This is a genomic window from Streptomyces sp. NBC_00513, assembly GCF_041431415.1.
Classification (GTDB): Bacteria; Actinomycetota; Actinomycetes; order Streptomycetales; family Streptomycetaceae; genus Streptomyces.
The window spans coordinates 7,066,099-7,086,423 of the sequence record NZ_CP107845.1 but is presented as its reverse complement, the minus strand read 5'-3'; the positions used below and the strand labels follow the sequence as shown (position 1 = coordinate 7,086,423).

12 protein-coding genes are annotated in these 20,325 nt (G+C 71.9%); 7 read left to right on the top strand and 5 right to left on the bottom strand.

Features of this window, described 5'->3' with window-relative positions:
* Window positions 1-139 precede the first annotated feature (139 nt).
* The 4 genes from OHA84_RS31860 to OHA84_RS31845 are packed head-to-tail and all read left to right on the top strand — an operon-like array spanning window position 140 to window position 14,434.
* Window positions 140-9,820: a non-ribosomal peptide synthetase/type I polyketide synthase gene (locus OHA84_RS31860; RefSeq protein WP_266968461.1), complete on the top strand. Its 9,681-nt coding sequence runs from the start codon at window positions 140-142 to the stop codon at window positions 9,818-9,820.
* On the top strand, window positions 9,810-11,498 hold the full coding sequence (locus OHA84_RS31855) for an NAD(P)/FAD-dependent oxidoreductase (protein ID WP_266953383.1): 1,689 nt from the start codon (window positions 9,810-9,812) through the stop codon (window positions 11,496-11,498). Before OHA84_RS31860 ends, OHA84_RS31855 begins: the two co-directional genes overlap by 11 nt.
* A gap of 37 nt (window positions 11,499-11,535) precedes the next feature.
* Complete coding sequence (locus OHA84_RS31850; protein WP_266953435.1) at window positions 11,536-13,179, top strand: NAD(P)/FAD-dependent oxidoreductase; 1,644 nt, start codon at window positions 11,536-11,538, stop codon at window positions 13,177-13,179.
* A gap of 13 nt (window positions 13,180-13,192) precedes the next feature.
* Window positions 13,193-14,434, top strand: coding sequence for a cytochrome P450 (locus tag OHA84_RS31845; RefSeq protein WP_266953381.1), 1,242 nt, complete (start codon window positions 13,193-13,195; stop codon window positions 14,432-14,434).
* Between the two features lie 79 nt (window positions 14,435-14,513).
* On the opposite strand, the gene OHA84_RS31840 is transcribed toward OHA84_RS31845, so the two are convergent.
* The gene (locus tag OHA84_RS31840; protein ID WP_266968463.1) at window positions 14,514-15,740 is read right to left on the bottom strand and encodes a PP2C family protein-serine/threonine phosphatase; all 1,227 of its coding nucleotides are present in this window, start codon (window positions 15,738-15,740) and stop codon (window positions 14,514-14,516) included.
* Window positions 15,741-15,866: 126 nt separating this feature from the next.
* On the opposite strand from OHA84_RS31840, the gene OHA84_RS31835 reads away from it, so the two are divergent.
* Window positions 15,867-16,121, top strand: a complete 255-nt coding sequence (locus OHA84_RS31835; protein WP_266968465.1) for a LapA family protein — start codon at window positions 15,867-15,869, stop codon at window positions 16,119-16,121.
* A gap of 76 nt (window positions 16,122-16,197) precedes the next feature.
* On the opposite strand, the gene OHA84_RS31830 is transcribed toward OHA84_RS31835, so the two are convergent.
* Window positions 16,198-16,959, bottom strand: a complete 762-nt coding sequence (locus OHA84_RS31830; RefSeq protein ID WP_266968467.1) for a maleylpyruvate isomerase family mycothiol-dependent enzyme — start codon at window positions 16,957-16,959, stop codon at window positions 16,198-16,200.
* Window positions 16,960-17,242: 283 nt separating this feature from the next.
* On the opposite strand from OHA84_RS31830, the gene OHA84_RS31825 reads away from it, so the two are divergent.
* On the top strand, window positions 17,243-17,833 hold the full coding sequence (locus tag OHA84_RS31825; RefSeq protein WP_266953433.1) for a TetR/AcrR family transcriptional regulator: 591 nt from the start codon (window positions 17,243-17,245) through the stop codon (window positions 17,831-17,833).
* Between the two features lie 95 nt (window positions 17,834-17,928).
* Here OHA84_RS31825 and OHA84_RS31820 read toward each other — a convergent pair whose 3' ends face one another.
* From OHA84_RS31820 to OHA84_RS31810, 3 genes are all read right to left on the bottom strand, one after another.
* Window positions 17,929-18,513 (bottom strand): hypothetical protein, encoded by a 585-nt coding sequence (locus OHA84_RS31820; RefSeq protein WP_266968469.1) that lies wholly within the window; start codon window positions 18,511-18,513, stop codon window positions 17,929-17,931.
* A gap of 47 nt (window positions 18,514-18,560) precedes the next feature.
* Window positions 18,561-18,908 (bottom strand): VOC family protein, encoded by a 348-nt coding sequence (locus OHA84_RS31815; protein WP_266953373.1) that lies wholly within the window; start codon window positions 18,906-18,908, stop codon window positions 18,561-18,563.
* Window positions 18,909-18,988: 80 nt separating this feature from the next.
* Window positions 18,989-19,747: a 4'-phosphopantetheinyl transferase superfamily protein gene (locus OHA84_RS31810; protein ID WP_266968470.1), complete on the bottom strand. Its 759-nt coding sequence runs from the start codon at window positions 19,745-19,747 to the stop codon at window positions 18,989-18,991.
* A gap of 92 nt (window positions 19,748-19,839) precedes the next feature.
* On the opposite strand from OHA84_RS31810, the gene OHA84_RS31805 reads away from it, so the two are divergent.
* Complete coding sequence (locus OHA84_RS31805) at window positions 19,840-20,280, top strand: VOC family protein (protein ID WP_266953369.1); 441 nt, start codon at window positions 19,840-19,842, stop codon at window positions 20,278-20,280.
* The last annotated feature ends 45 nt before the right edge of the window (window positions 20,281-20,325 follow it).

Below are 20,325 nucleotides of genomic sequence, written 5' to 3'. Positions count from 1 at the left end.
CTCCCGCGCGTCTCCCCCGCTCCGCCTCACCGCTCCCCTCCGCTTCCGAGCCGCTCACGCCTGTTTCCCGCCCGCTCACGCTCGTGCGGCGCGCGCCGCTCCCCTTCGTGCGCCCGTTTTCACGACTCAAGGAACGCTCATGTCTGCACAAGCCCGTACGTCCCCGCCGCCCACTCCCGCAGCGCCCCCCGAGAAGATCGCCCTCGTCGGCATCGGCTGCCGTTTGCCTGGTGGAGCGAACGACCACCGGTCGTTCTGGCGCAATCTGGTCGAGGGGAAGGACTGCATCACCGCGACACCGACCGACAGATACGACGCGGCCGGTCTGGGCAGCAGGGACAAGGCGAAACCCGGGCGGCTCGTGGGCGGACGCGGCGGCTACATCGACGGCTTCGACGAGTTCGACCCGGCGTTCTTCGGCATCAGCCCTCGCGAGGCGCACGCCATGGACCCCCAGCAACGCAAGCTCCTGGAGGTCGCCTGGGAGGCCCTGGAGGACGGCGGGCAGAAGCCCGGCGAGCTGGCCGGGCGGGACGTGGGGGTGTTCGTCGGGGCGTTCACCCTCGACTACAAGATCCTGCAGTTCTCCGACCTGCGGTTCGACACCCTCGAAGCGCATACGGCGACCGGCACGATGATGACGATGGTCTCGAACCGGCTCTCGCACTGCTTCGACTTCCGCGGCCCGAGCCTGTCCATCGACTCCGCCTGCAGTTCCTCGCTCGTGGCCGTGCACCTCGCGTGTGAGAGTCTGCGACGCGGCGAGAGCTCACTGGCGCTGGCCGGCGGCACGCTGCTGCATCTGACACCGCAGTACACCATCGCCGAGACCAAGGGCGGCTTCCTCTCGCCCGAGGGCCGCTCGCGAACCTTCGACGCCGGAGCCGACGGCTACGTCCGGGCCGAGGGCGTGGGGATCGTGGTCCTCAAACTCCTCGCGGACGCGGTCCGCGACGGCGACCCGATCCACGCCGTGATCACGGAGACCGGTGTCAACCAGGACGGGCGGACCAACGGCATCACCGTCCCCAGCGCCGACGCCCAGACCGCACTGATCGAGCAGGTCTGCGCACGGGCCGGGATCACCCCGGGCAACCTCCAGTACGTGGAGGCCCACGGCACCTCCACTCCGGTGGGAGACCCGGTCGAGGCGAACGCGCTGGCGAGAGCCCTCGCCGTGGGGCGCGAGCCGGGCGCCGCGTGCTACGTCGGTTCCGTCAAGACGAACATCGGGCACACCGAGTCGGCCGCCGGCATCGCCGGTCTCATCAAGACCGCCCTCAGTCTCGAACACCGGCTGATCCCTCCGCACATCAATCTGGAACGCATCAATCCGGCGATCGACCTGGACGCCGCGCCCTATGAGATCCCGGTCCGGGTCACTCCGTGGCCCGCTCACGAGGGGCCGGCCCGCGCGGGCGTCAACTCCTTCGGCTTCGGTGGCACCAACGCCCACGTACTGCTCGAGGAGGCGCCCCCGGCGCCCCGGCCCGTGGCCGAGGACGCCCCGACGCCGGTGCCCGAGCAACGTCCGGACGCCGAACTCCCCTTCCGTGTGCTGCCGCTCAGCACTCACGACATCTCCGTGCTGCCGGCGCTGGCCGAGGCCGTCAGGGAGGAGCTGGCGGACCCGGGCACGCCCTCGGCAGTCCCCGCGGATGCCTCCGTCTCCCTCACGGACCTCGCCCATTCCCTCGCCCGGCACCGGCAGCATCACGACGCCCGGCTGTCCGTGGTGTACGAGACACGTCACGATCTGGACGAGGCGTTGGCGGCGTACGTCCGGGGCGAGGAGCACCCCCGTGTCCTGCTCGGCCGGCACCGTGAGGGACAACCGACCTCACCGGCCTGGGTCTTCACCGGCATGGGGCCGCAGTGGTGGGCCATGGGACGAGAGCTGTTCGAGACCTCGCCCGTCTACCGGGAGGCCGTCGAGGCCGTCGATCGGGAGATCGTCGCACAGGCCGGCTGGTCGCTGACCGCCGAACTGAACGCCGCCGAGGACGTGTCCCGGATGGCGCTGACATGGCTTGCCCAGCCCGCCAACTTCGCCGTCCAGGTCGGCCTCGCCGCCCTCTGGCACGCCCACGGGGTACACCCCGGCGCGGTGGTCGGCCACAGCACGGGCGAGGTCGCCGCGTTCCACGAGGCCGGGGTCTACAGCCTGCGGGACGCCGTACGGATCGTCCTGCACCGCAGCCGCCTGCAGCACCGGCTCGCGAACAGGGGCACCATGCTCGCCGTCGGCCTGTCCGAGGACGAGGCGTCACGGCGTGCGGCGCCCTTCGGGGACCGTCTGTCCGTCGCCGCCGTGAACAGCCCCGGGGCACTGACCCTCGCCGGCGAGCGCGCGGCCCTCACCGAGTACGCGGAAGCGCTCCGTTCCGACGGTGTGTTCGCCAGGTTCCTGGACGTACAAGTCCCTTACCACAGCGCCGCGATGGAGGAGATCCGGACCGAACTGTTGTCGGAGCTCGCCGGGATCGAACCGCGTCCCGCGCGGCTGCCCCTCTACCTCACCGGCCGGGAGGGGCGCGCGAAGGGGCCCGAACTCGACGCGGGTTACTGGTGGAACAACGTCCGTGACACCGTCCGCTTCCGCTCCGCCGTCGACGCCATGCTCGACGACGGGCACCGCACCTTTCTGGAGATCGGGCCCCACCCGGTGCTCGGACACTCCGTCAAGGAGTGCTTCGCCGCCCGCGAGAGCGACCCGGCGACCGCGTTCACTTCCGCGACCACGACCACGACCGTGACCGGGGGTCCGCACCAGAGCGTCACCACCCTGGCGTCGATCCGCCGCGCCGAAGGCGAGGCCCTGCGCTTCACCACCTCCCTGGCCGCCTTGTACGCCCTCGGCTGCGCCGTCGACTGGGAGGCCCTCCACCCGCGCGGGCGGCGGGTTCCGCTGCCTCGCTATCCATGGAAGCGGGACCGGTACTGGACCGAACCGGCCCCCGTGGCGCAGATCAGGCTGGGCCGGGTCGACCATCCGCTGCTGGGGCGGCGGCTGGCCACCGCGGAGCCCGCCTGGGAGGTGGCGCTCGACGTGGAGAGCACGCCCTACCTCGCCGATCACCGCATCCAGGGGCAGACGTTGTTCCCGGCGGCCGGATACGTCGAAATGGCGTACCAGGCGCTGCGCACCCTGACCGGTGGCACGGACGCCGAGCTGGGGGACATCGAACTGCGCAAGGCGCTCTTCCTGCCCGACGACGCGCCCCGCGCCGTCCAGTTGTCGCTCTCCGCGCAGACCTGCGCCTTCACCGTCGCGACCGGTGGCGAGGCCGCGACCGTTCACGCGCTCGGCGTGGTGCGTGGCGGCGTCCCGGCCGCTCGCACCGCCCCGCTGGACGGGGAGTCGGTCCGGGCCCGGGCGGACCTGCGCCTGGACGCCACCGCGTGTTATGACACGTTGAGCGCACTCGGCTACGACTACGGCCCGGCGTTCCGGGGCATCGCGGAGGTCTGGCGGACACCGGGCGAGGCCCTCGCCCTGATCCGACCACCCGCGTGCGTCGACGGCGCCGCCGACCACCACGTCCACCCGGTCCTGCTCGACGCCTGCTTCCAGACCCTGCTCGTGGCCGGACTCCCCTCCGCGGAAGCGGAACCCGGGGACGGGATGCTCCTGCCGCTCACCATCGACGCGGTACGCACGGCCCCGGTCGGCGACCGGCCGCTGTGGGCGCACGCCACCGTCACACGGCGGGCGAAGGACGAGCTCGTCGGAGACATCGCCCTCTACACCGAGAACGGCGAACCGCTCGGACACGTCCGCGGCTTCCGCGCCGCCGACGTGGAACAGGTGTCGGCCACGGTGGGCGTCTCCACCATCGACGGATGGCTCGCCGAACTCACCTGGACGGAAGCACCCCGGGTGTCCGGCGGTCCTGACGCGGACACGGCATCGGACGCGGACCCGAGCCCGCCGGCCCGCGGCACGTGGCTGCTGTTCGCGGACGAGCCCGGCGGGGTGGCGGACCACCTCGCCGCCCTCGCCGTCACGAGCGGCGCGCACTGCCACCTGGTGCGTCCGGGTGACGGCTACGCCTTCGACCCGGACGGACGGGACTCCCGGGTGGTCCCGGGCAGTGCCGACGACCTCCGCAGGTTGCTCGCCGACCTCACCGCCGCCCGCGGTCCGGCCCTCGACACCCTCGTCCACCTGTGGAACCTGGACCTGCCCGCCCTGGACGACAGCGATCGGGGACGACTCGACGCGCACAGCACGCTGGGCGGCTACTCCGTCGTCGCCCTGGCCCAGGCCCTTCAGGACGACCCGGGGCAGTCGGCCGCGCCGTCCGCCCTGCACCTGGTCACCCGGGGTGCCCAGGCGGCCGTCCCCGGGGAGCCCGTGGAACCGCTCGGCGCCCCCGTCTGGGGCATCGGCCGTGTGCTGCGCCACCAGGAGCTGACCGCCCACCGCGGCAAACTGATCGACCTGCCGCTCCCCCCGGCGGGCACCCCGGACGAGTCCGTCCCGCGGTCCGCGAAAGCCGACGGGGCGCGGGCCGGGGGAGCGCCGGCCGACGCCGAGGCGCTGCTGCGCGAGATCCTCGCCCCGCCCACCCCGGACCTGCCGCAGGACGAGGTGGCCCTGCGCGAGGGCCGCCGCCTCGTCAGCGCCCTCGCCCGCCCCGAGGGCCTCACGCGCCCCTTCCCGCCCCGGCTGCGCCCGGACGGCGCGTACCTCGTCACCGGTGCGTTCGGGGCGTTGGGCAGGCTGCTGTGCCGCTACCTCGTCCACCGGGGTGCCCGGCACCTGATCCTCGTCGGCCGCACGGAACTCCCCGACCGCGCCACTTGGCGCGCCCTCGACCCGGGCTCCCCGGCGAACTCCGCGGTCCGTTTCGTCAAGGAGTTGGAGGCGCTCGGCGCCCACCCGGTGCATGCCGCCCTCGACATCTCCGACGAGCGCGCCTGGACGCGTTGGCTGGCCGACCACCGGGACCGGGACGCTCCCCCGGTACGGGGCGTCTTCCACCTCGCCGGGCATGTGCGCGACACCCCGGTGCGGGCCGTGGACCGGGACGCGTACGACCGCGTCGTCGACCCGAAGGTCGCGGGGGCCTGGCTCCTGCACCACCATCTGCGCGACGAGCCGCTCGACCACTTCGTCCTCTTCGCCTCCGTGGCGTCCCTGCTCACCACCACGGGTCAGTCGAACTACGCGGCGGGCAATGCCTTCCTGGACGCCCTGGCCCATCACCGCAGGTCCCGGGGGCTGCCCGCGCTCAGCCTGGACTGGGGGCCCTGGGCGACCGGCATGATCGAGGAGTTGAGCCTGGTCGAGCACTACCGCACCGTCCGGGGCATGAGCTCGCTCTCCCCGTCCGCGGGCATGGCCGTCCTGGAGCGGGTCCTCGGCCAGGACCGCGCCCAGCTCCTGATCGCCACCGTCGTCGACTGGAAGACGTTCCTCGCCTGGTACCCGTCGCCGCCCCCGCTGGTCAGGAGCCTCGCCGCCGAGGCCGCCAAGGCCACGGCCCCCGGCCTGTCCGCCGCGGATGGCGGGGCGCGGGACGAACAGGGCGACTACCTGGACCGGTTCCGTTCCGCCGTCGACGAGGAGGAGCGCGCCCGGCTCGTCGCGGACCGCTTCCTCGGCTGCGCGTCGGCCGTACTGCGGATGAGCACCGATCAGCTCGACCCGGACGCCGGCCTCACCGCCCACGGCATCGACTCGCTCCTCGCCATGGAGCTGCGGGCAAGGATCCAGGCGGCGACCGGGGTCGCACTGCCGGTCGTGGCGCTCCTCAGCGGAGCCCCGCTGCGCGAGCTGACGGTCCATCTCCACGAGGCCACCGGAGAACTCGCCGCGAGGGCGGAGGTTCCGGACGTCTCGGCGGCCGTGGAGGTCCACGAGGACCCGTCCCGCCACCCCCTGACCCAGAACCAGAAGGCCCTGTGGTTCCTGAAGCAGCTCCATCCGGACGGCTTCGCGTACAACATCGGCGGCGCCGTCGAGGTCCGCACCGAGATCGACCCCGAGTTGATGACCGCCGCCGTGCGCACCCTGGTGGCCCGTCACCCGGTGCTGCGGGCCAACTTCGTCATGGAGGACGGCCGGCCGATCCAGGTCGTCCGCGACTGCGTCGAGCCGGACACCGAGGTCTTCGACGTCGAGGGCATGGACTGGGACGAGATCCGCGAGCTGATCGTCGGGGAGTACCGCAGGCCGTACGATCTCGCGCACGACCGCCTGATGCGCTTCCGGTTGTTCCGGCGCGGTCCGGACCGCTGGGTGCTGATGAAGGCGGTCCATCACATCGTCTCCGACGCGATCTCCACCTTCACCTTCATCGAGGAACTCCTCGCCCTGTACGAAGGCCTGCGTACGGGCCCTGTCGTCGACCTGCCGCCCGTCCGCGGCCGGTACGTCGACTTCCTGAACCGGCAGAACCGGTTCCTGGCGTCGCCCGACGCCGACCGGATGCTGGACTACTGGCGCGGCGCGCTGCCCGCCGAGGTCCCGCCGCTCACCCTCCACACCGACGCGCCCCGGCCCCCCGTGCAGACCCACAACGGCGCCTCCGAGTTCTTCGTCCTCGACGAGGACCTCAGCGCCCGGGTCCACGCCCTGGCCCGCGAACACGACGTGACCGTCTTCATGGTGCTGCTGGGCGCCTACCACCTGCTGCTGCACCGCCATTCCGGTCAGGACGACGTCGTCGTCGGCAGCCCGGTGACCGGGCGCACGGACGAGGACCTGTCGTCCGTGTACGGCTACTTCGTCAACCCCCTGCCGCTGTACGCGAACCTGGGCGGTGACCCGACCGTCGCCGACCTGCTGGCCCAGGTCCGCAGGACGGTGCTCGGGGGGATCGACCACCAGGAGTACCCGTTCGTCCTGTTGGTCGAGAAGTTGGGCCTCCAGCACGACCCGGGCCGCTCGGCGGTCTTCCAGGCGATGTTCATCCTGCTCGCCCACAAGGTGTCCTCGCAGCAGTACGGCTACCACCTCGACTACATCGAACTACCCGAGGAGGAGGGTCAGTTCGACCTGACGCTGTCGGCGTACGAGGACGAGTCCGAGCGTCGCTTCCACTGCGTCCTGAAGTACAACACCGACCTGTTCCGGCCCGAGACCGCCCGGCGGCTGGTCGGCCACTACCGCAATCTCCTCGACGCCCTGACCCGCGCCCCGGGCGGGCGTGCCGCGGCGGAACTCGACATGCTCGGCGATCTCGAACGGCGCGAGATCCTGCACGGCCCGGCCACGAGGGGTCCCGTCCTGGCCCCGGAGCCACCGGTTCACCGTCTGTTCGCGCGGGCGGCGGCCCGTACCCCGGACGCCGTGGCGATCACGGTCCCCGCCGCGGACCCCGAGGGGGTCGCCCGCCACATGACCTACGCGGAGCTGGAACGTGCCTCCGGCGTTCTGGCCGCGCGGCTGCGGGCCCGGGGAGCGGGCGGCGGCGTCGTCGCGGTGTGCCTGCCGAAGTCGCCCGAGCTGATCGTCGCGCTGTTGGCCGTACTGCGCGCCGGGGCCGCCTACCTGCCCCTCGATCCCGACCATCCCGCGGAGCGGCTCGCCTTCATGGCGGGCAACGCGGCCGCGCGGCTGGTCCTCACCGACCCGACGGGCGCCGAGCGGCTGGACGTACCCGGCGCCTCGTTCCTCACCGACGTCATGGCGCGGGACGCGGTGGACCCGGCCCGCGGCGCCGGCTCCCCCGCCGACGACGCGCCCGTGGGCGCGGACACACCGGCATACGTCGTCCACACCTCCGGATCGACGGGCCGGCCCAAGGCCGTGGAGGTGTCCCACGGCGCCCTCTCGGCCCTCTGCGCCGCCTGGCGCGAGGAATACGAACTGGACACCGCCCCGGGTGTCCACCTGCAGATGGCCGGGGTGTCCTTCGACGTCTTCACCGGCGACCTGACCCGCGCCCTGTGCTCGGGCGGCCGGCTCGTCCTCGCCGATCGCGAGCTGCTCCTCAACACGGCGCGGCTGCACGAGTCGATGGTCGCGGAGGGGGTCGACCACGCCGAGTTCGTCCCCGCCGTCGTCCGCGCGCTGATGACCCACTGCGAGGAGGGCGGTCACCGGCTGGACTTCATGCGGCTGATGATCGTCGGGTCCGACACGTGGAAGGTCGCGGAGTACGAGCGGCTGCGCGGACTCTGCGGCCCGGACACCCGGGTCGTCAACTCCTACGGCCTGACCGAGGCCACCGTCGACAGCGCCTGTTTCGAGGGCCCCACCGACGACCTCGATCCGAACAGCACGGTCCCCATCGGCACCCCGCTGCCCAACTGCGTGCTGCACGTCCTCGACTCCCGCCGGCAGCCCGTACCGACCGGGGTCACCGGCGAGCTGTGGGCCGGCGGGGCCGGCCTGGCCCTGGGCTACGTCGGCGATCCGGAGCAGACCGCCGGCCGCTTCGTCACCGTCACGCTGGACCGGGGGCCCGACGCCGTCCCCGAGCGGCTCTACCGCACCGGGGACCTGGCGCGCAGGGACGCCCGGGGCCGCATCCACCTGCTCGGCCGTGCCGACGCCCAGATCAAGTTGCGCGGCCACCGCATCGAGCCGGGGGAGATCGAGTCCCTGCTGACGGCTCTTCCCGAGGTCGCCGAGGCCTGCGCCGTGGTCCGCACCGATCGCGGCGGCGAGCCGGCGCTCTGCGCCTATGTGGTCCGCGCCGCCGGCGCCGATCCCGACCCGCGCGCGCTGCGCCGCCACCTCGCCGCGCATCTGCCCACGTACCTCATCCCGGCCCATCTGGAGGCGCTGGACGCCCTTCCCCTCACCTCGAACGGCAAGGTGGACCCGGACGCGCTGCCGGCACCCCGGGTCCGGGCCGCGCAGGAGGAGCACGAACCGCCCGTCACGCTCTACGAGGAGCGCGTGGCGGCCCACTGGAGGGCGGTGATCGGTCTCGAACGCGTCGGTCTGCGCAGCGACTTCTTCGATTCCGGCGGCAGCTCCATCACCCTGATCGAGCTGATCCACCGCCTCCAGAAGGAGTTCGGCATCGCGATCCCGGTCGGTCTGCTGTTCAAGGTGACCACCCTGCACGGCATGTCCCGCACGGTGGAGGACATCGTCACCGGCCGGATCTCCGGGAACCTCTCCCACCTGTCCTTCAACACGGGCGAGGGACCACTCGTCTTCTGCTTCCCGCCGGCCGGCGGTCACGGCCTCGTCTACCGCCACCTCGCCACTCACCTGCGGTCGCACGAACTGATCGCCTTCAACCACGTCGACGGCGACAAGAGCGTGCGTTACGCCGATCTCGTGGAGTCACTTCACCCCGAGGGGCCCTGTCTCCTCGTCGGCTACTCCCTGGGCGGCAACCTCGCGTTCGAGGTCGCCAAGCGGCTCGAACAGCGGGGGCGCGAGGTCGCGCACGTCGTGATCGTGGACTCGTACCGCATCGAGGAGGAGTACGGCATCTCCGCCGAGCACACCGAGGCGTTCGAGCGCGAACTGCGGGACCACCTGCGCCGCCACACCCACTCCGAGACCGTCACCGCGCACACCCTCGAACAGGCCAGGGACTACCTGGAGTACTGCGGACGCACCCCGAACCACGGGGCGGTCGACGCGACGGTCACCGTGATCTCCGACGAGGCGAAGGCGTCGTTCTACGCGGCCGGACAGCGCGGCAGCTGGCACACCGCCTCCACCACCCTCAGCCGGCTGGTCCGCGGCGCGGGCCTGCACGCGGAGATGCTCGACGAGAAGCCGGCCGAACGCAACGCCGCCCTGGTGCGCTCCGCGCTCGGCGACGACACCGCGACCGCCCCCCGGAAGCGGCCCGCTTCCCCGGAGAACGGCACCACCGAGAGGGAACCCGATGGCGCGTGACGACAGGCCCGTGTGGGAGGCCCGGGGCCCGTGGGCCCCGGGAGGCGGTCGCGCCCCGGGAGAGGCGCCTCGGGTGATCGTCATCGGCGCGGGCATCGGCGGCCTCTCCACCGGCTGCTACGCGCAGATGAGCGGAGCCGAGACCCGGATCTTCGAGCGGCACGTCCTGCCCGGCGGCTGCTGCACGGCGTGGTCGCGCAAGGACTACGTCTTCGACTACTGCATCGAGTGGCTCACCGGCACGGGACGCGACAACGACGCCAGCCGGGTCTGGCGGGAACTCGGCGCGCTCGACGGCAAGTCCATCGCCAACTTCGAGATGTTCAACACCGTCACCGACGAGAGCGGCCGCTCGGTCACCTTCTACAACGACCCCGACCGTCTCGAAGCGCACCTCCTGGAGCTCTCCCCGGGCGATGCCCGCCCGATCCGTGCGTTCTGCCGGGACCTGCGGCGCTTCACCCGGATCAACCTCTACCCCTTCCTGACGCCGCCCCCGCTCCAGTCCGCGGGCGAGAGGCTGGCCATGCTGCGTACGGTCCTGCCGTCCTTCGCACTGCTCTGGCGCACCGCCGTGACCCGTATGGAGAAGTTCTGCGACCGGTTCGAGGATCCGCTGTTGCGCCGGGCGTTCCCGTTCATCTTCTTCCAGGATCACGAAGTGTTCCCGCTGTTGCCGTACTTGTTCAACATGGCCAGCGCCTTCCACCTCAACGCCGGTTTCCCGCAGGGCGGTTCCCTGGGCCTGTCCCGGTCGGTGGAGGAGCGATACACGGCGCTCGGCGGACGCGTCGACTACCGCGCCCGGGTGGAGCGCGTCCTGGTGGAGAACGATCGGGCGATCGGTGTGGAACTGCGGGGCGGGGAGCGGCACTTCGCCGACCATGTCGTCTCGGCCTGTGACGGCGTCACGACCATCGAGGGGCTGCTCGGGGGCCGCTATTCGAGCCCGCGGATCGACAAGCTGTTCACCGAGATGACGAGCCGCCCGGACATGCTCTACCCGGGTGTGGTGTCGGTCTTCGTCGGGCTCGACGGCGAACTGGACCCGGACGCCCGACACAGCACCACCTACCTGCTCTCCGACGAGGACAGCGCGGCGCTGCCCGGGGTCCTCCAGAAGAGCCTCGTCGTACAGATGCGCTCGCGCTACTCGGACGGATTCGCCCCGCCGGGCAAGTCCGTCGTCCACTGCACCTACTTCAGCGACTACGACTCCTGGAAGCGGCTGCGGACCACCGACCGCAAGGCGTACTGGGCCCGCAAGCAGGAGGTGGCCGACTTCGTGCGCGGTTTCCTCGAACGGCACCACCCGGGGATCGGCGACGCCATCGAGGTCGTGGACGTGGCTTCCCCGACGACCACGGAGCGGTACACCGGCGTACGGGGCGGCAGCATCCTCGGCTGGAAGTCCTTCACCCCGGCCGACGACGTGATCACGGGGCTCATCAACAAGGACCGGATGCGCCTGCCCGGCCTGGACGGCTTCTCCATGGCGGGCCAGTGGTTCGGCGGCGGCAGTCTGATCCGGGCCGCCGCGAGCGGCCGGTTCGTCACCCAGTACCTGTGCAGGGAACTCGGCATCGACTTCCGCGCCTGGGAGAGCGGCGGCACGGTCCCCTGGCATCCGGACCGGCTCGGCCGGCTGCCCCAACTCGAATCCCGCAGGGTGAGGTGACGGTCGGGTGACCACGACCACGACACGCAGAAAGAGCATGATCATCATCGGTGGGGGTCTCGGTGGTCTCTCCACCGGCGCGTACGGCCGGATGAACGGCTATCGCACCCGGATCTTCGAGATGCACGAGATTCCGGGGGGCTGCTGCACCGGATGGGGCCGCGGCGAGTTCACCTTCGACGCCTGCATCAGCTGGCTGCTCGGCAACGGCCCGGGCAACGAGATGCACCAGATCTGGCTCGAACTCGGAGCGCTCCAGGGAAAGGAGATGCGCCACTTCGACGTGTTCAACACCGTGCGGGGCAGGGACGGCCGCACCGTCTACTTCTACTGCGACCCCGAGCGGCTGGAAAGCCACCTGCTGTCCCTGTCCCCGGCCGACGCCCGCGCCATCCGGTCCTTCTGCGCGGGCCTGCGCAAGTTCATCGCCTGCCTGCCGACGTACCCCTTCCTCAAACCGGTGGCGCTGATGAGCCGCCGGGAGCGCTGGCGGATGCTCGCCGGGTTCCTCCCCTACTTCAACCTCTTCCGCACGTCCATGTCCGTGCTGATGACGGAGTACTCGACCCGCTTCAAGGACCCGCTGCTGAGGGACGCCTTCAACTACATCCTCTACGAGAGGCACCCGGGCTTCCCCGTCCTGCCGTTCTACTTCCAGATGGCCGCACAGGCCCACCGCTCGGCCGGGGTTCCCGAGGGCGGCTCGCTGGGCCTGGCGCGCTCCATCGAGCAGCGCTACCTGAGCCTCGGCGGCGAGATCACCTACAACGCCATGGTCGAGGAGATCCTGGTCAAGGACGACCGGGCCGTCGGCGTGCGCCTCTCCGACGGTCAGGAGCACTACGCCGACATCGTCGTCTCGGCCTGCGACGGCCCCACGACCCTCCTCGACCTGCTCGACGGCCGCTACCTGGAAGGCGAGTACGCCACCCTGTACCGGGAGACCCTGCACCGGCCCGGCATGGTCTTCCCCGGCTACACCAGCGTCTTCCTCGGCCTGCGCCGCCCGTTCCCCGACGCCGACCCCACCACCACCCACCTGCTGGACGAGGCGACGGCCTCCCGGCTGACCGGCATCCGGCACCCCAGCCTCAACGTCCAGTTCCGCAGCCGTTTCTATCCCGAGCTGTCGCCCCGGGACACCAGCGTCATCTACGCCACCTACTTCTCCGACACCGCGCCCTGGCGCGAGCTGGCCGAAGGACCGGAGCGGCTCAGCCGTGCGCGCAGGGGAACGGAGCTCCACACCCTCCCGGTCCGGCGCGGCAAGGCCTACGCCCTCGCGAAGCGGCGGACGAGGGACGCCGTCGTCGACTTCCTCGACGAGCTCCATCCGGGGCTGAGGGACTCCGTCGCGGTGCGCGACACCTGTACCCCCCTGACCCAGATCCGCTACACCGGCAGTTTCGAGGGCACCTTCCTCGGCTGGCAGCCCTTCGTGGAGAGCGGCGAGGCGATGGAGGAACTCGTCAAGAAGAACGGACCGGTCCTGCCCGGCCTGGAGAACTTCTACCTCTCCGGGGTGTGGGCCACCACCGGCGGTCTGATCCGCGCGGCCGCCGCCGGACGTCAGGTCATGCAGTTCATCTGCCGGGACGACGGCATCGGCTTCACCGCCTCCGTCGACACCAGTGCCCCCCTGCCGACCCATGTCGACATCCCAGTCGGCCCGCACCGCTGAGAAAGGCGCCTCCGTGACCGTGCCCCCGCCCCCGCGTTTCCGCCCCGCCCCGGGCACCTCCCCCGAGCCTCTCGCGTACCCGTTCTGGGCCGGCGAAGGGCTCGGCCTGCCCGACGGCTACCGGCGGCTGCGCGACCGGCCACCCGTCCGGGTCCGGCTGCCGTACGGGGACGACGCCTGGCTCGCCACCAGCTACGAGGACGTGCGCGCCGTCCTGTCGGACCCCCGGTTCAGTCTCGCGGAGGCCGTGCGTCGCGACCAGCCCCGCATCGGCCCCATGCCCCGGGCCGGCGGGGGCCTCATCGCCCTCGACGCCCCTCGCCACACCCGGCTGCGGGCACTGCTGGCGAAGGAGTTCACCGCCCGGCGCATCGAGCCGCTCCGCGACCATGTCCGCGGGGTCGTGGACGGGCTGCTCGACCGGATGGTGGCGGCCGGTCCGCCCGCCGACCTCGTGGAGGACCTCGCCTTCCCGCTGCCCATGACCCTGATCTGCGAACTCGCGGGGGTACCGGAGGACGACCAGCCGGGCGTGCGCACCTGGGCGGACACGGTGTGTTCCGGCAGCGTGACTCCCGATGTCGTGCAGCGGCACGCCAAGGAGTTCTTCGCCCGCATGGACGACTGGATCGAGGCGCGCCGGCGCACCCCCGCGGACGACCTGATCAGCGTCCTGGTCCGGGCCGCCGACGAGGGGGTCCTGACGGCGGACGAACTGGCGGGGTTGCTGAACGAGGTCCTCATCGGCGGCTTCGTCACCACCACCAACCAGATCGCCAACTTCTTCGCGGTCCTGTTGCTCCCGGGGGAGGTCGGCGGCGCCGAGGTACTGGCGGCCGTCCGCGAGCGGCCCGACCTGATCCCCCGCGCCGTCGAGGAACTCCTGCGTCTCGTCCCCCTGCTCAACGGCCTGACCCTGCCCCGCTACGCCGGCGAGGACGTGGAGCTGGGTGGTGTCCTGGTCCGTGCCGGTGAGTCGGTCGTCGTCTCCCAGGCGGCCGCCAATCACGACCCCGCGGTCTTCCCGTCCCCGGACCGCATCGTCCTCGACCGGCCGGGCGCCCCGCACATCAGCTTCGGCCACGGGATCCACTACTGCCTGGGTGCCCACCTGGCCCGCCTCGAACTCCAGACGGTCCTGGAGCGGGTGACGGCGCGTCTGCCGGGTCTGCGGACGGCCGTACCGGAGGAGGAACTGCGATGGCGCTCCAAGGAGTTCTTCAGCGGTCTGCGGTCACTGCCCGTCACCTGGTGAGAACCGCGCCGCGCGGCGGCGACCGCGTCGCGGCGGCGGATCCCGGGCGGCTCGTCACCGCCGTGCGACGGCGACGCGTTCAGAGTCGCACGACGAGGAGGGCGGTGTCGTCGGTGGAGCCCCCGGGCGGGAGGAGGTCGAGGAGGATGGCGTCGGCGAGGGCCTCGGGGGCGCTTCCCCGGTGGCGGGTGAGGGCCCGGGTGAGGCGGGCGAGGCCGACGTCGATGTCCTCCCGGCGACGCTCGACGAGTCCGTCGGTGTAGAGGACGAGGGTGTCGCCCTCGGTGAAGCCGGTGGCGGCCTGGGGGCGTGCGACGTGTTCCGGGCGGGCGCCGAGCGGGGGGTCGGTGGCCTGGTCGAGGAACTCGACGCCGCCGCGGAGGTGGAGCAGGGCGGGCGGGAGGTGGCCGGCGCTGCTGTAGGCGAGGGTGTGGGTGTCCCAGTCGATGTAGGTCTCGACGGCGGTGGTGTTCTCGGCGCCCTGGACGGAGCGGGCGTACAGCCCGAGGACCTCCAGGGCTCGGGCGGGCCCGTCGGCGACGAGGGAGGCGGCGCTGAGGGCACTGCGGAGCAGGCCCATGACGCCGGCGGCGTGCAGGCCGTGGCCGACGACGTCACCGACGGCCACCGCGATGCGGTCTCCGGGCAGGTCCACGAGGTCGTACCAGTCGCCGCAGACGTTGAGGGCCCCGACGGCGGGCCGGTAGCGGACGGCGGCGCGGTGGTGGCCGATGTCCCCGGGGGCGGGCAGCATCGCCTCCTGGAGGGCGAGGGCGACCTCGCGTTCACGGTTGTGGGCCTGGCGCAGGCGATCGTTGACCTCCTGCAGTTCACGGGCACGGGTGTAGAGCTCGGCTTCCAGGACCCGGGCCCGGCTGCCGTCGGGGGCGCCGCGGGCCACGATGAGCTCGGTGACCTCCGCCACCCGGTGCACGATCAGGACGACCCGGCCGTCGGAGTCGAGGACCGGGGCGTTGACCGGGCTCCAGTAGCGTTCCTGCCACTCGCCGGGCCGCTCCGTGGACTCCACGTCGTAGCGTTGCAGGGCCATGGTGTCGCGCTCACCGGTGGCGAGGACCCGCCGGAGCGAGGCGTGCAGGTTGCGGACGCCGCTGGCGCCGACGTCGTTCGGGTTGTCGGGGAACGCGTCGAACAGATAGCCGCCGACCACCTGCTCGCGGGTGCGACCGGAGGTACGCAGGAACTCCTCGTTCGCGTCCAGGAACACCAGGTCGGGGCTCAGCAGCGCCACCATGCCGGGCAGCGTCTGGAACACCGCCGCGTAGTCGATCTCCGGATCCGTCATGCCCAGCCCGCCTCAGCACCGGCCACCCTCGGTGATCCCCACGATAGGGCCCGGGCGAAGTTCGCGCCGCCCCGCGCTCGCGGGCGTCCGGTCGATCAACCGGACACATGGCCCGATACTGGACCCATGACGCGGAAAAGCGGCACGTCACACGGTCCGCCCACGCTGACCGTCAAGGGGCGGGACCTGCGGTTGCGCACCCTCGGCTTCGTCCTCCTGGTGGCCCTCGCGATCTGGTTCATCGCGGCCAATACCGGATCCGTCACCGTCAGGATGTGGATCCCCACGGTCACGATCCCCCTCTGGGCCGTCCTCACGGTGACGCTGCTCGTGGGCGTGGTGCTCGGCCTGATCATCGCCCGCCGCCGGGCCAGACGATGATCCGCACGTCCGCGCCGGGAGCCCCCGGCGAGGGAGCGCGGCGATGGTGCCCGGGTGACGGCCCGGGGCGAGGGACCTAGAAGGCCGAGTGGGCGAACCAGTGGGCGGTCAGGTCGGCGTCGCCGAGCAGCTGGAAGGCGTCGCCGCGATGGTCCAGGCGCCCGTAGAGGAGCAGCAGGAGGTCGGCGGCGGATCCGCGGACCGTGGCGTCCGCCGCGCGGGGCTCGGCGTGGTCGGCCAGGAGGGCGAAGCCGTCCGGGCGCAGACGGACCAGCCAGTCGCCGTCGCCGTCCGTGCAGCTGAAGCGGAGGGTCCGGTCAGGGGCGCGCAGTCGGGCCGTCAGGGGTGCGAAGGGGTCGGCGAACGGCAGGTTGGTGAGGAACTCGTCGATGCCGTCGACGGCCGGGGCGTGGTCCACGTGCGGGGAGAGGCCGAGTGCGAGTTCGGCGTCGACCCGGTGGACGAGGGTCTCGAAGAGCATGCGCCGGACCCAGAACCGGGCGTGCTGGTCGACTCCCCAGGCCCACATCGGTGCGTCCAGGTCGGTGGCGGCGAACACCTCGGCGGCCTCCGCCGCGCTCGCGGCCAGCCAGTCCGGCAGGGCGTCGGGGTGCTCGGGCAGGCGCAGGTCCACCTCACGGCTTGTCGGCGGTTGCTGGACGCGCCGGCGCAGCAGCTCGGCGAACCAGCGGTGCACGCTTCCGACGTGCCGCGTGAGGTCCCCGAGCGTCCAGCCGGGGCAGGTCGGCACCGGGGTGGAGAGGTCGGCCGCCGTGACGGTGGCGACGAACGCGGCGGCCTCCGTGGCGACGGCTGCCGTGTGCTGGGCTGGGTTCATGCCCCGCGCCTTTCCTCGGGTGGTACTGCCCGACCGTGAGATGCTTGAGATTCTTCATAGTTCACTTCATGAAGCATGCTGAACCTAATTCGCACCTGTGGAGAGTGTCAACTTTCGGCCGCCCCACGGTGGGCGGGGCGGATCCAACGAGCCGCCACGCCGGTGGCCCTTGGCGCACCCACCGGGCGGAGAGAGTCACGGGCGCACACCGGTCGCTCGCGCCCGCGGCGGCGAAGTACCGTGTGCACGTGGCTTCAAATGGCCGAAGACGGGGGTCGTGGCGATGACGAGCGGGGTTCGGGCGCAGCAGCGGGAGCAGACGCGGCTCACCTTGCTGCGGGAGAGTCGGCGCCTCTTCTCCACCTTGGGTTACGCGTCCGTGGGCCTGTCGGAGATCGTCCGGGCCGCCGGGGTGACCAAGGGCGCGCTGTACCACCACTTCGAGAGCAAGGCCGACTTGTTCCGGGCCGTGTTGGAGCAGGTACAGCAGGAGGTCGCCGCGCACATCGCGGCGACGGCGGACGCCCAGGAGGAAGCCTGGGATCAACTGGCCTTCGGCTGCCAGGCGTTCATCAGCGCCTCCACCGATCCCGCGCTCCAGCGCATCATGCTGGTCGACGGGCCGGCCGTGCTCGGCTGGAGGGAGTGGAGGGCCATGAACGAGGCCACTTCGGGCCGCCACCTGACCGAGGCGCTCACCCTCCTCATCCACGAGGGCACCATCCCCGCACAGCCGGTCGCGCCGCTCATGCATCTGCTCTCGGGGGCCATGAACGAGGCGGTGTTGTGGCTGGCCGCGTCGGAGGAGTCCGCCGATCTCACCGACACGCGGCAGGCGCTGGCGCGGATGCTGGAGGCACTCCGCGCGAGGTGACCCGCGGATGGGCTCCGCGCGAGGCGAGCAGGGCACGCACGCCGGCCGCGAACGGGCCCGCGCGGCCCGGCCGTCGCGCCACCCCCGACGCCGACCTACCGGGCGCGCCTCGCGCAGTTCAAGCAACCGCCCTGTCCGCCCCGCACGTTGTTGAGGGCCGGCGCCCCGATGTGGCCGCACTTCAGGCACCGGCACTTCCACGGGTCGCGCACCCGGCCCGGAAAGGGTTCCAGCGGCTGCATGCCGATGGCGAGCATGTCCGCTTCGGCGACCGCCGGATCCACCGGTGCGCGCCCGGCACAGACCTGACAGCCGCCGCCCGCCCGTATCCTGAACAGCCGCGGGTGGACGACCCGCCCGCAGGCGAGGTGGCGGCAGCGCCATCGCGCGCCCGCGCCCGGATAGGGGTCCAGGGGCTCGAACCCCGCGCCGCGCATGTCCGTCTCGGCTCGTTCGCGACCGGCGGCCAGTCGTCGCTCGTCGGCGGCGGCCCGGCCGCACCGGCGGCACCCGGAGGTGAGGCCGGAGCGCACCGAGCCGAGGGTGGGCGCGACCATGTGGGCGCTCTTCAGACAGCGGCACCTCCAGGCCGTGTTCGACCCGGGGTAGGGCTCCAGGGGTTCGAGTCCGGCGGCGCGCATGATCGCGACCGCCGCATCGGGATCGGTTCTTCCGGGCACGGCGCGGTCTCCCCCTTCGACGAGCCGCCCCCGCGGCCTGTGACCGGTCAGTTCGGTGGGACGACGTCGATCCAGACCCCGTTGGGATCCTTGACGACAAGGTGTCCGCGCTCCGGGCACCTCCGCGCACCGAGGGTGGCGAGTCGCTCCCACTCCCCTGCCCGGTCGTCCACCTCCAGGGTGATCCGCACCGCGCGCATAGGCGTGCGCAACGCCTCGGGCAGTGCGGGGTGGCCGTGGTCGACGAGAGCGAGTTCGTGGTGTCGCCCGGGCCGACCGAGGCCGGCGTACCATTCGGTCGCGTGGGTGACGGTGAAGCCGAACAGCCTGCGGTAGAACGTGCGGGATTCCACTGGCCGCGAGGTGCAGATCACCGGACAGAAGCTGATCAGCATGGGGTGCCATCTCCACTCACGTACCAACGGTATGCGAACTGAACCTAATGACATACCGTTGGAATGTCAACGTGGCTCCCCTACCCCAACGAGGGTCCGCGGCCCGGGACATGCCCGTACGCCGACCAGTTCAGTTCGCACGGTTCGACGGGCACCCGTACCCCTGCGGGAACGGCCAACGCCGCGGCATGCGTGCTGTCCTGGGGGCCGCAGGACAGCTGGGCGACGGTCCAGCCCGCGGGCCGCCCCGCTTCCCCGTCTCCCAGGTAGTCGCGGTCCAGTGCCCGGCTGAGCCCGGTTCCCAGTGCCTTCAGGTAGGCCTCCTTGCGTGTCCACAACCGGCAGAAGCGCAGGGGCCGTTCCGCCCAGGGGGTGCGGAGCAACTCGCCCCGCTCCCGCGGATGCAGCCGCGCCAGGCACAGTTCGACCGTCCGGCGGCCGGGCAGTGGTTCCGCGTCGACGCCGACGGGCGCGTCGGCGACGGCGACGAGCGTGATGCCCGCGCAGTGGGAGAGGGAGAAGTGCGGGTCGTCCGGGCCGCCCAGGAGGACCGGCCGGCCGTGCTCCCCGCCGCAGTGCGCGCACGGGTCCCGGCCGAACCGGAGGTCGCGGGGGTGGAGCCCGAGCCTCTCGCCCAACACCAGCCGCAGCCCGGCGTGCGCCGCCAGGTACATCGACCGGTCGCGCCGGCGGGTGAAGGAGTCCGCCTTCGCCCTCTCCCCCGCGTCGAGCAGGGAGAGCGAGCGCTCCTCCCCCCACGGGGGTTCGCGCCGCACCACCCATACCCGCGCCTCGCGCACCGGACGTTCCGTTGCCGCCTTGTCCGCCCGTGCTGTCATGTCCGCCTGCCTTCGACACGGCGGACGTGACGCCCCGGACCATTCCTCGTTATGAGGAAATGACCGTATGCCCGCCTCAGAACGGTGTTGTGATGACGTCTTCCACCCTGACCGGCTTCTATCCCGTGCTCTGCACCGAGCGGCTCGTCGAGTCCGTGGCGTTCTACCGCACCCTGTTCGGGTTCGAGACGACCTACACGAGCGACTGGTACGTCAGTCTGCGGCAGCCGGAGCCGCCGCACCACGAACTCGCCCTGGTCGCCGCGGGGCACGAGACGGTACCGGAAGCCTTCCGCCGGCCGGCCGGGGGGCTGCTCCTCAACTTCGAGGTGGCCGATGTGGACGCCGAGTACGCGCGACTCGTCACGGGCGCCGGCCTGAAGTTGGAACTGCCGCTGCGGAATGAGGCGTTCGGTCAACGGCACTTCATCGTGGCGGCTCCGGACGGCGTGTTGATCGATGTCATCACACCCATCGCACCCACGGCCTCCTACGCCGCCTGCTACGAGGACGGGTCCGTCCCCGGGGCGTGAGCGGTGAGGCCCCGCGTCCGCGACACGGGGCCACACTCCATCGGT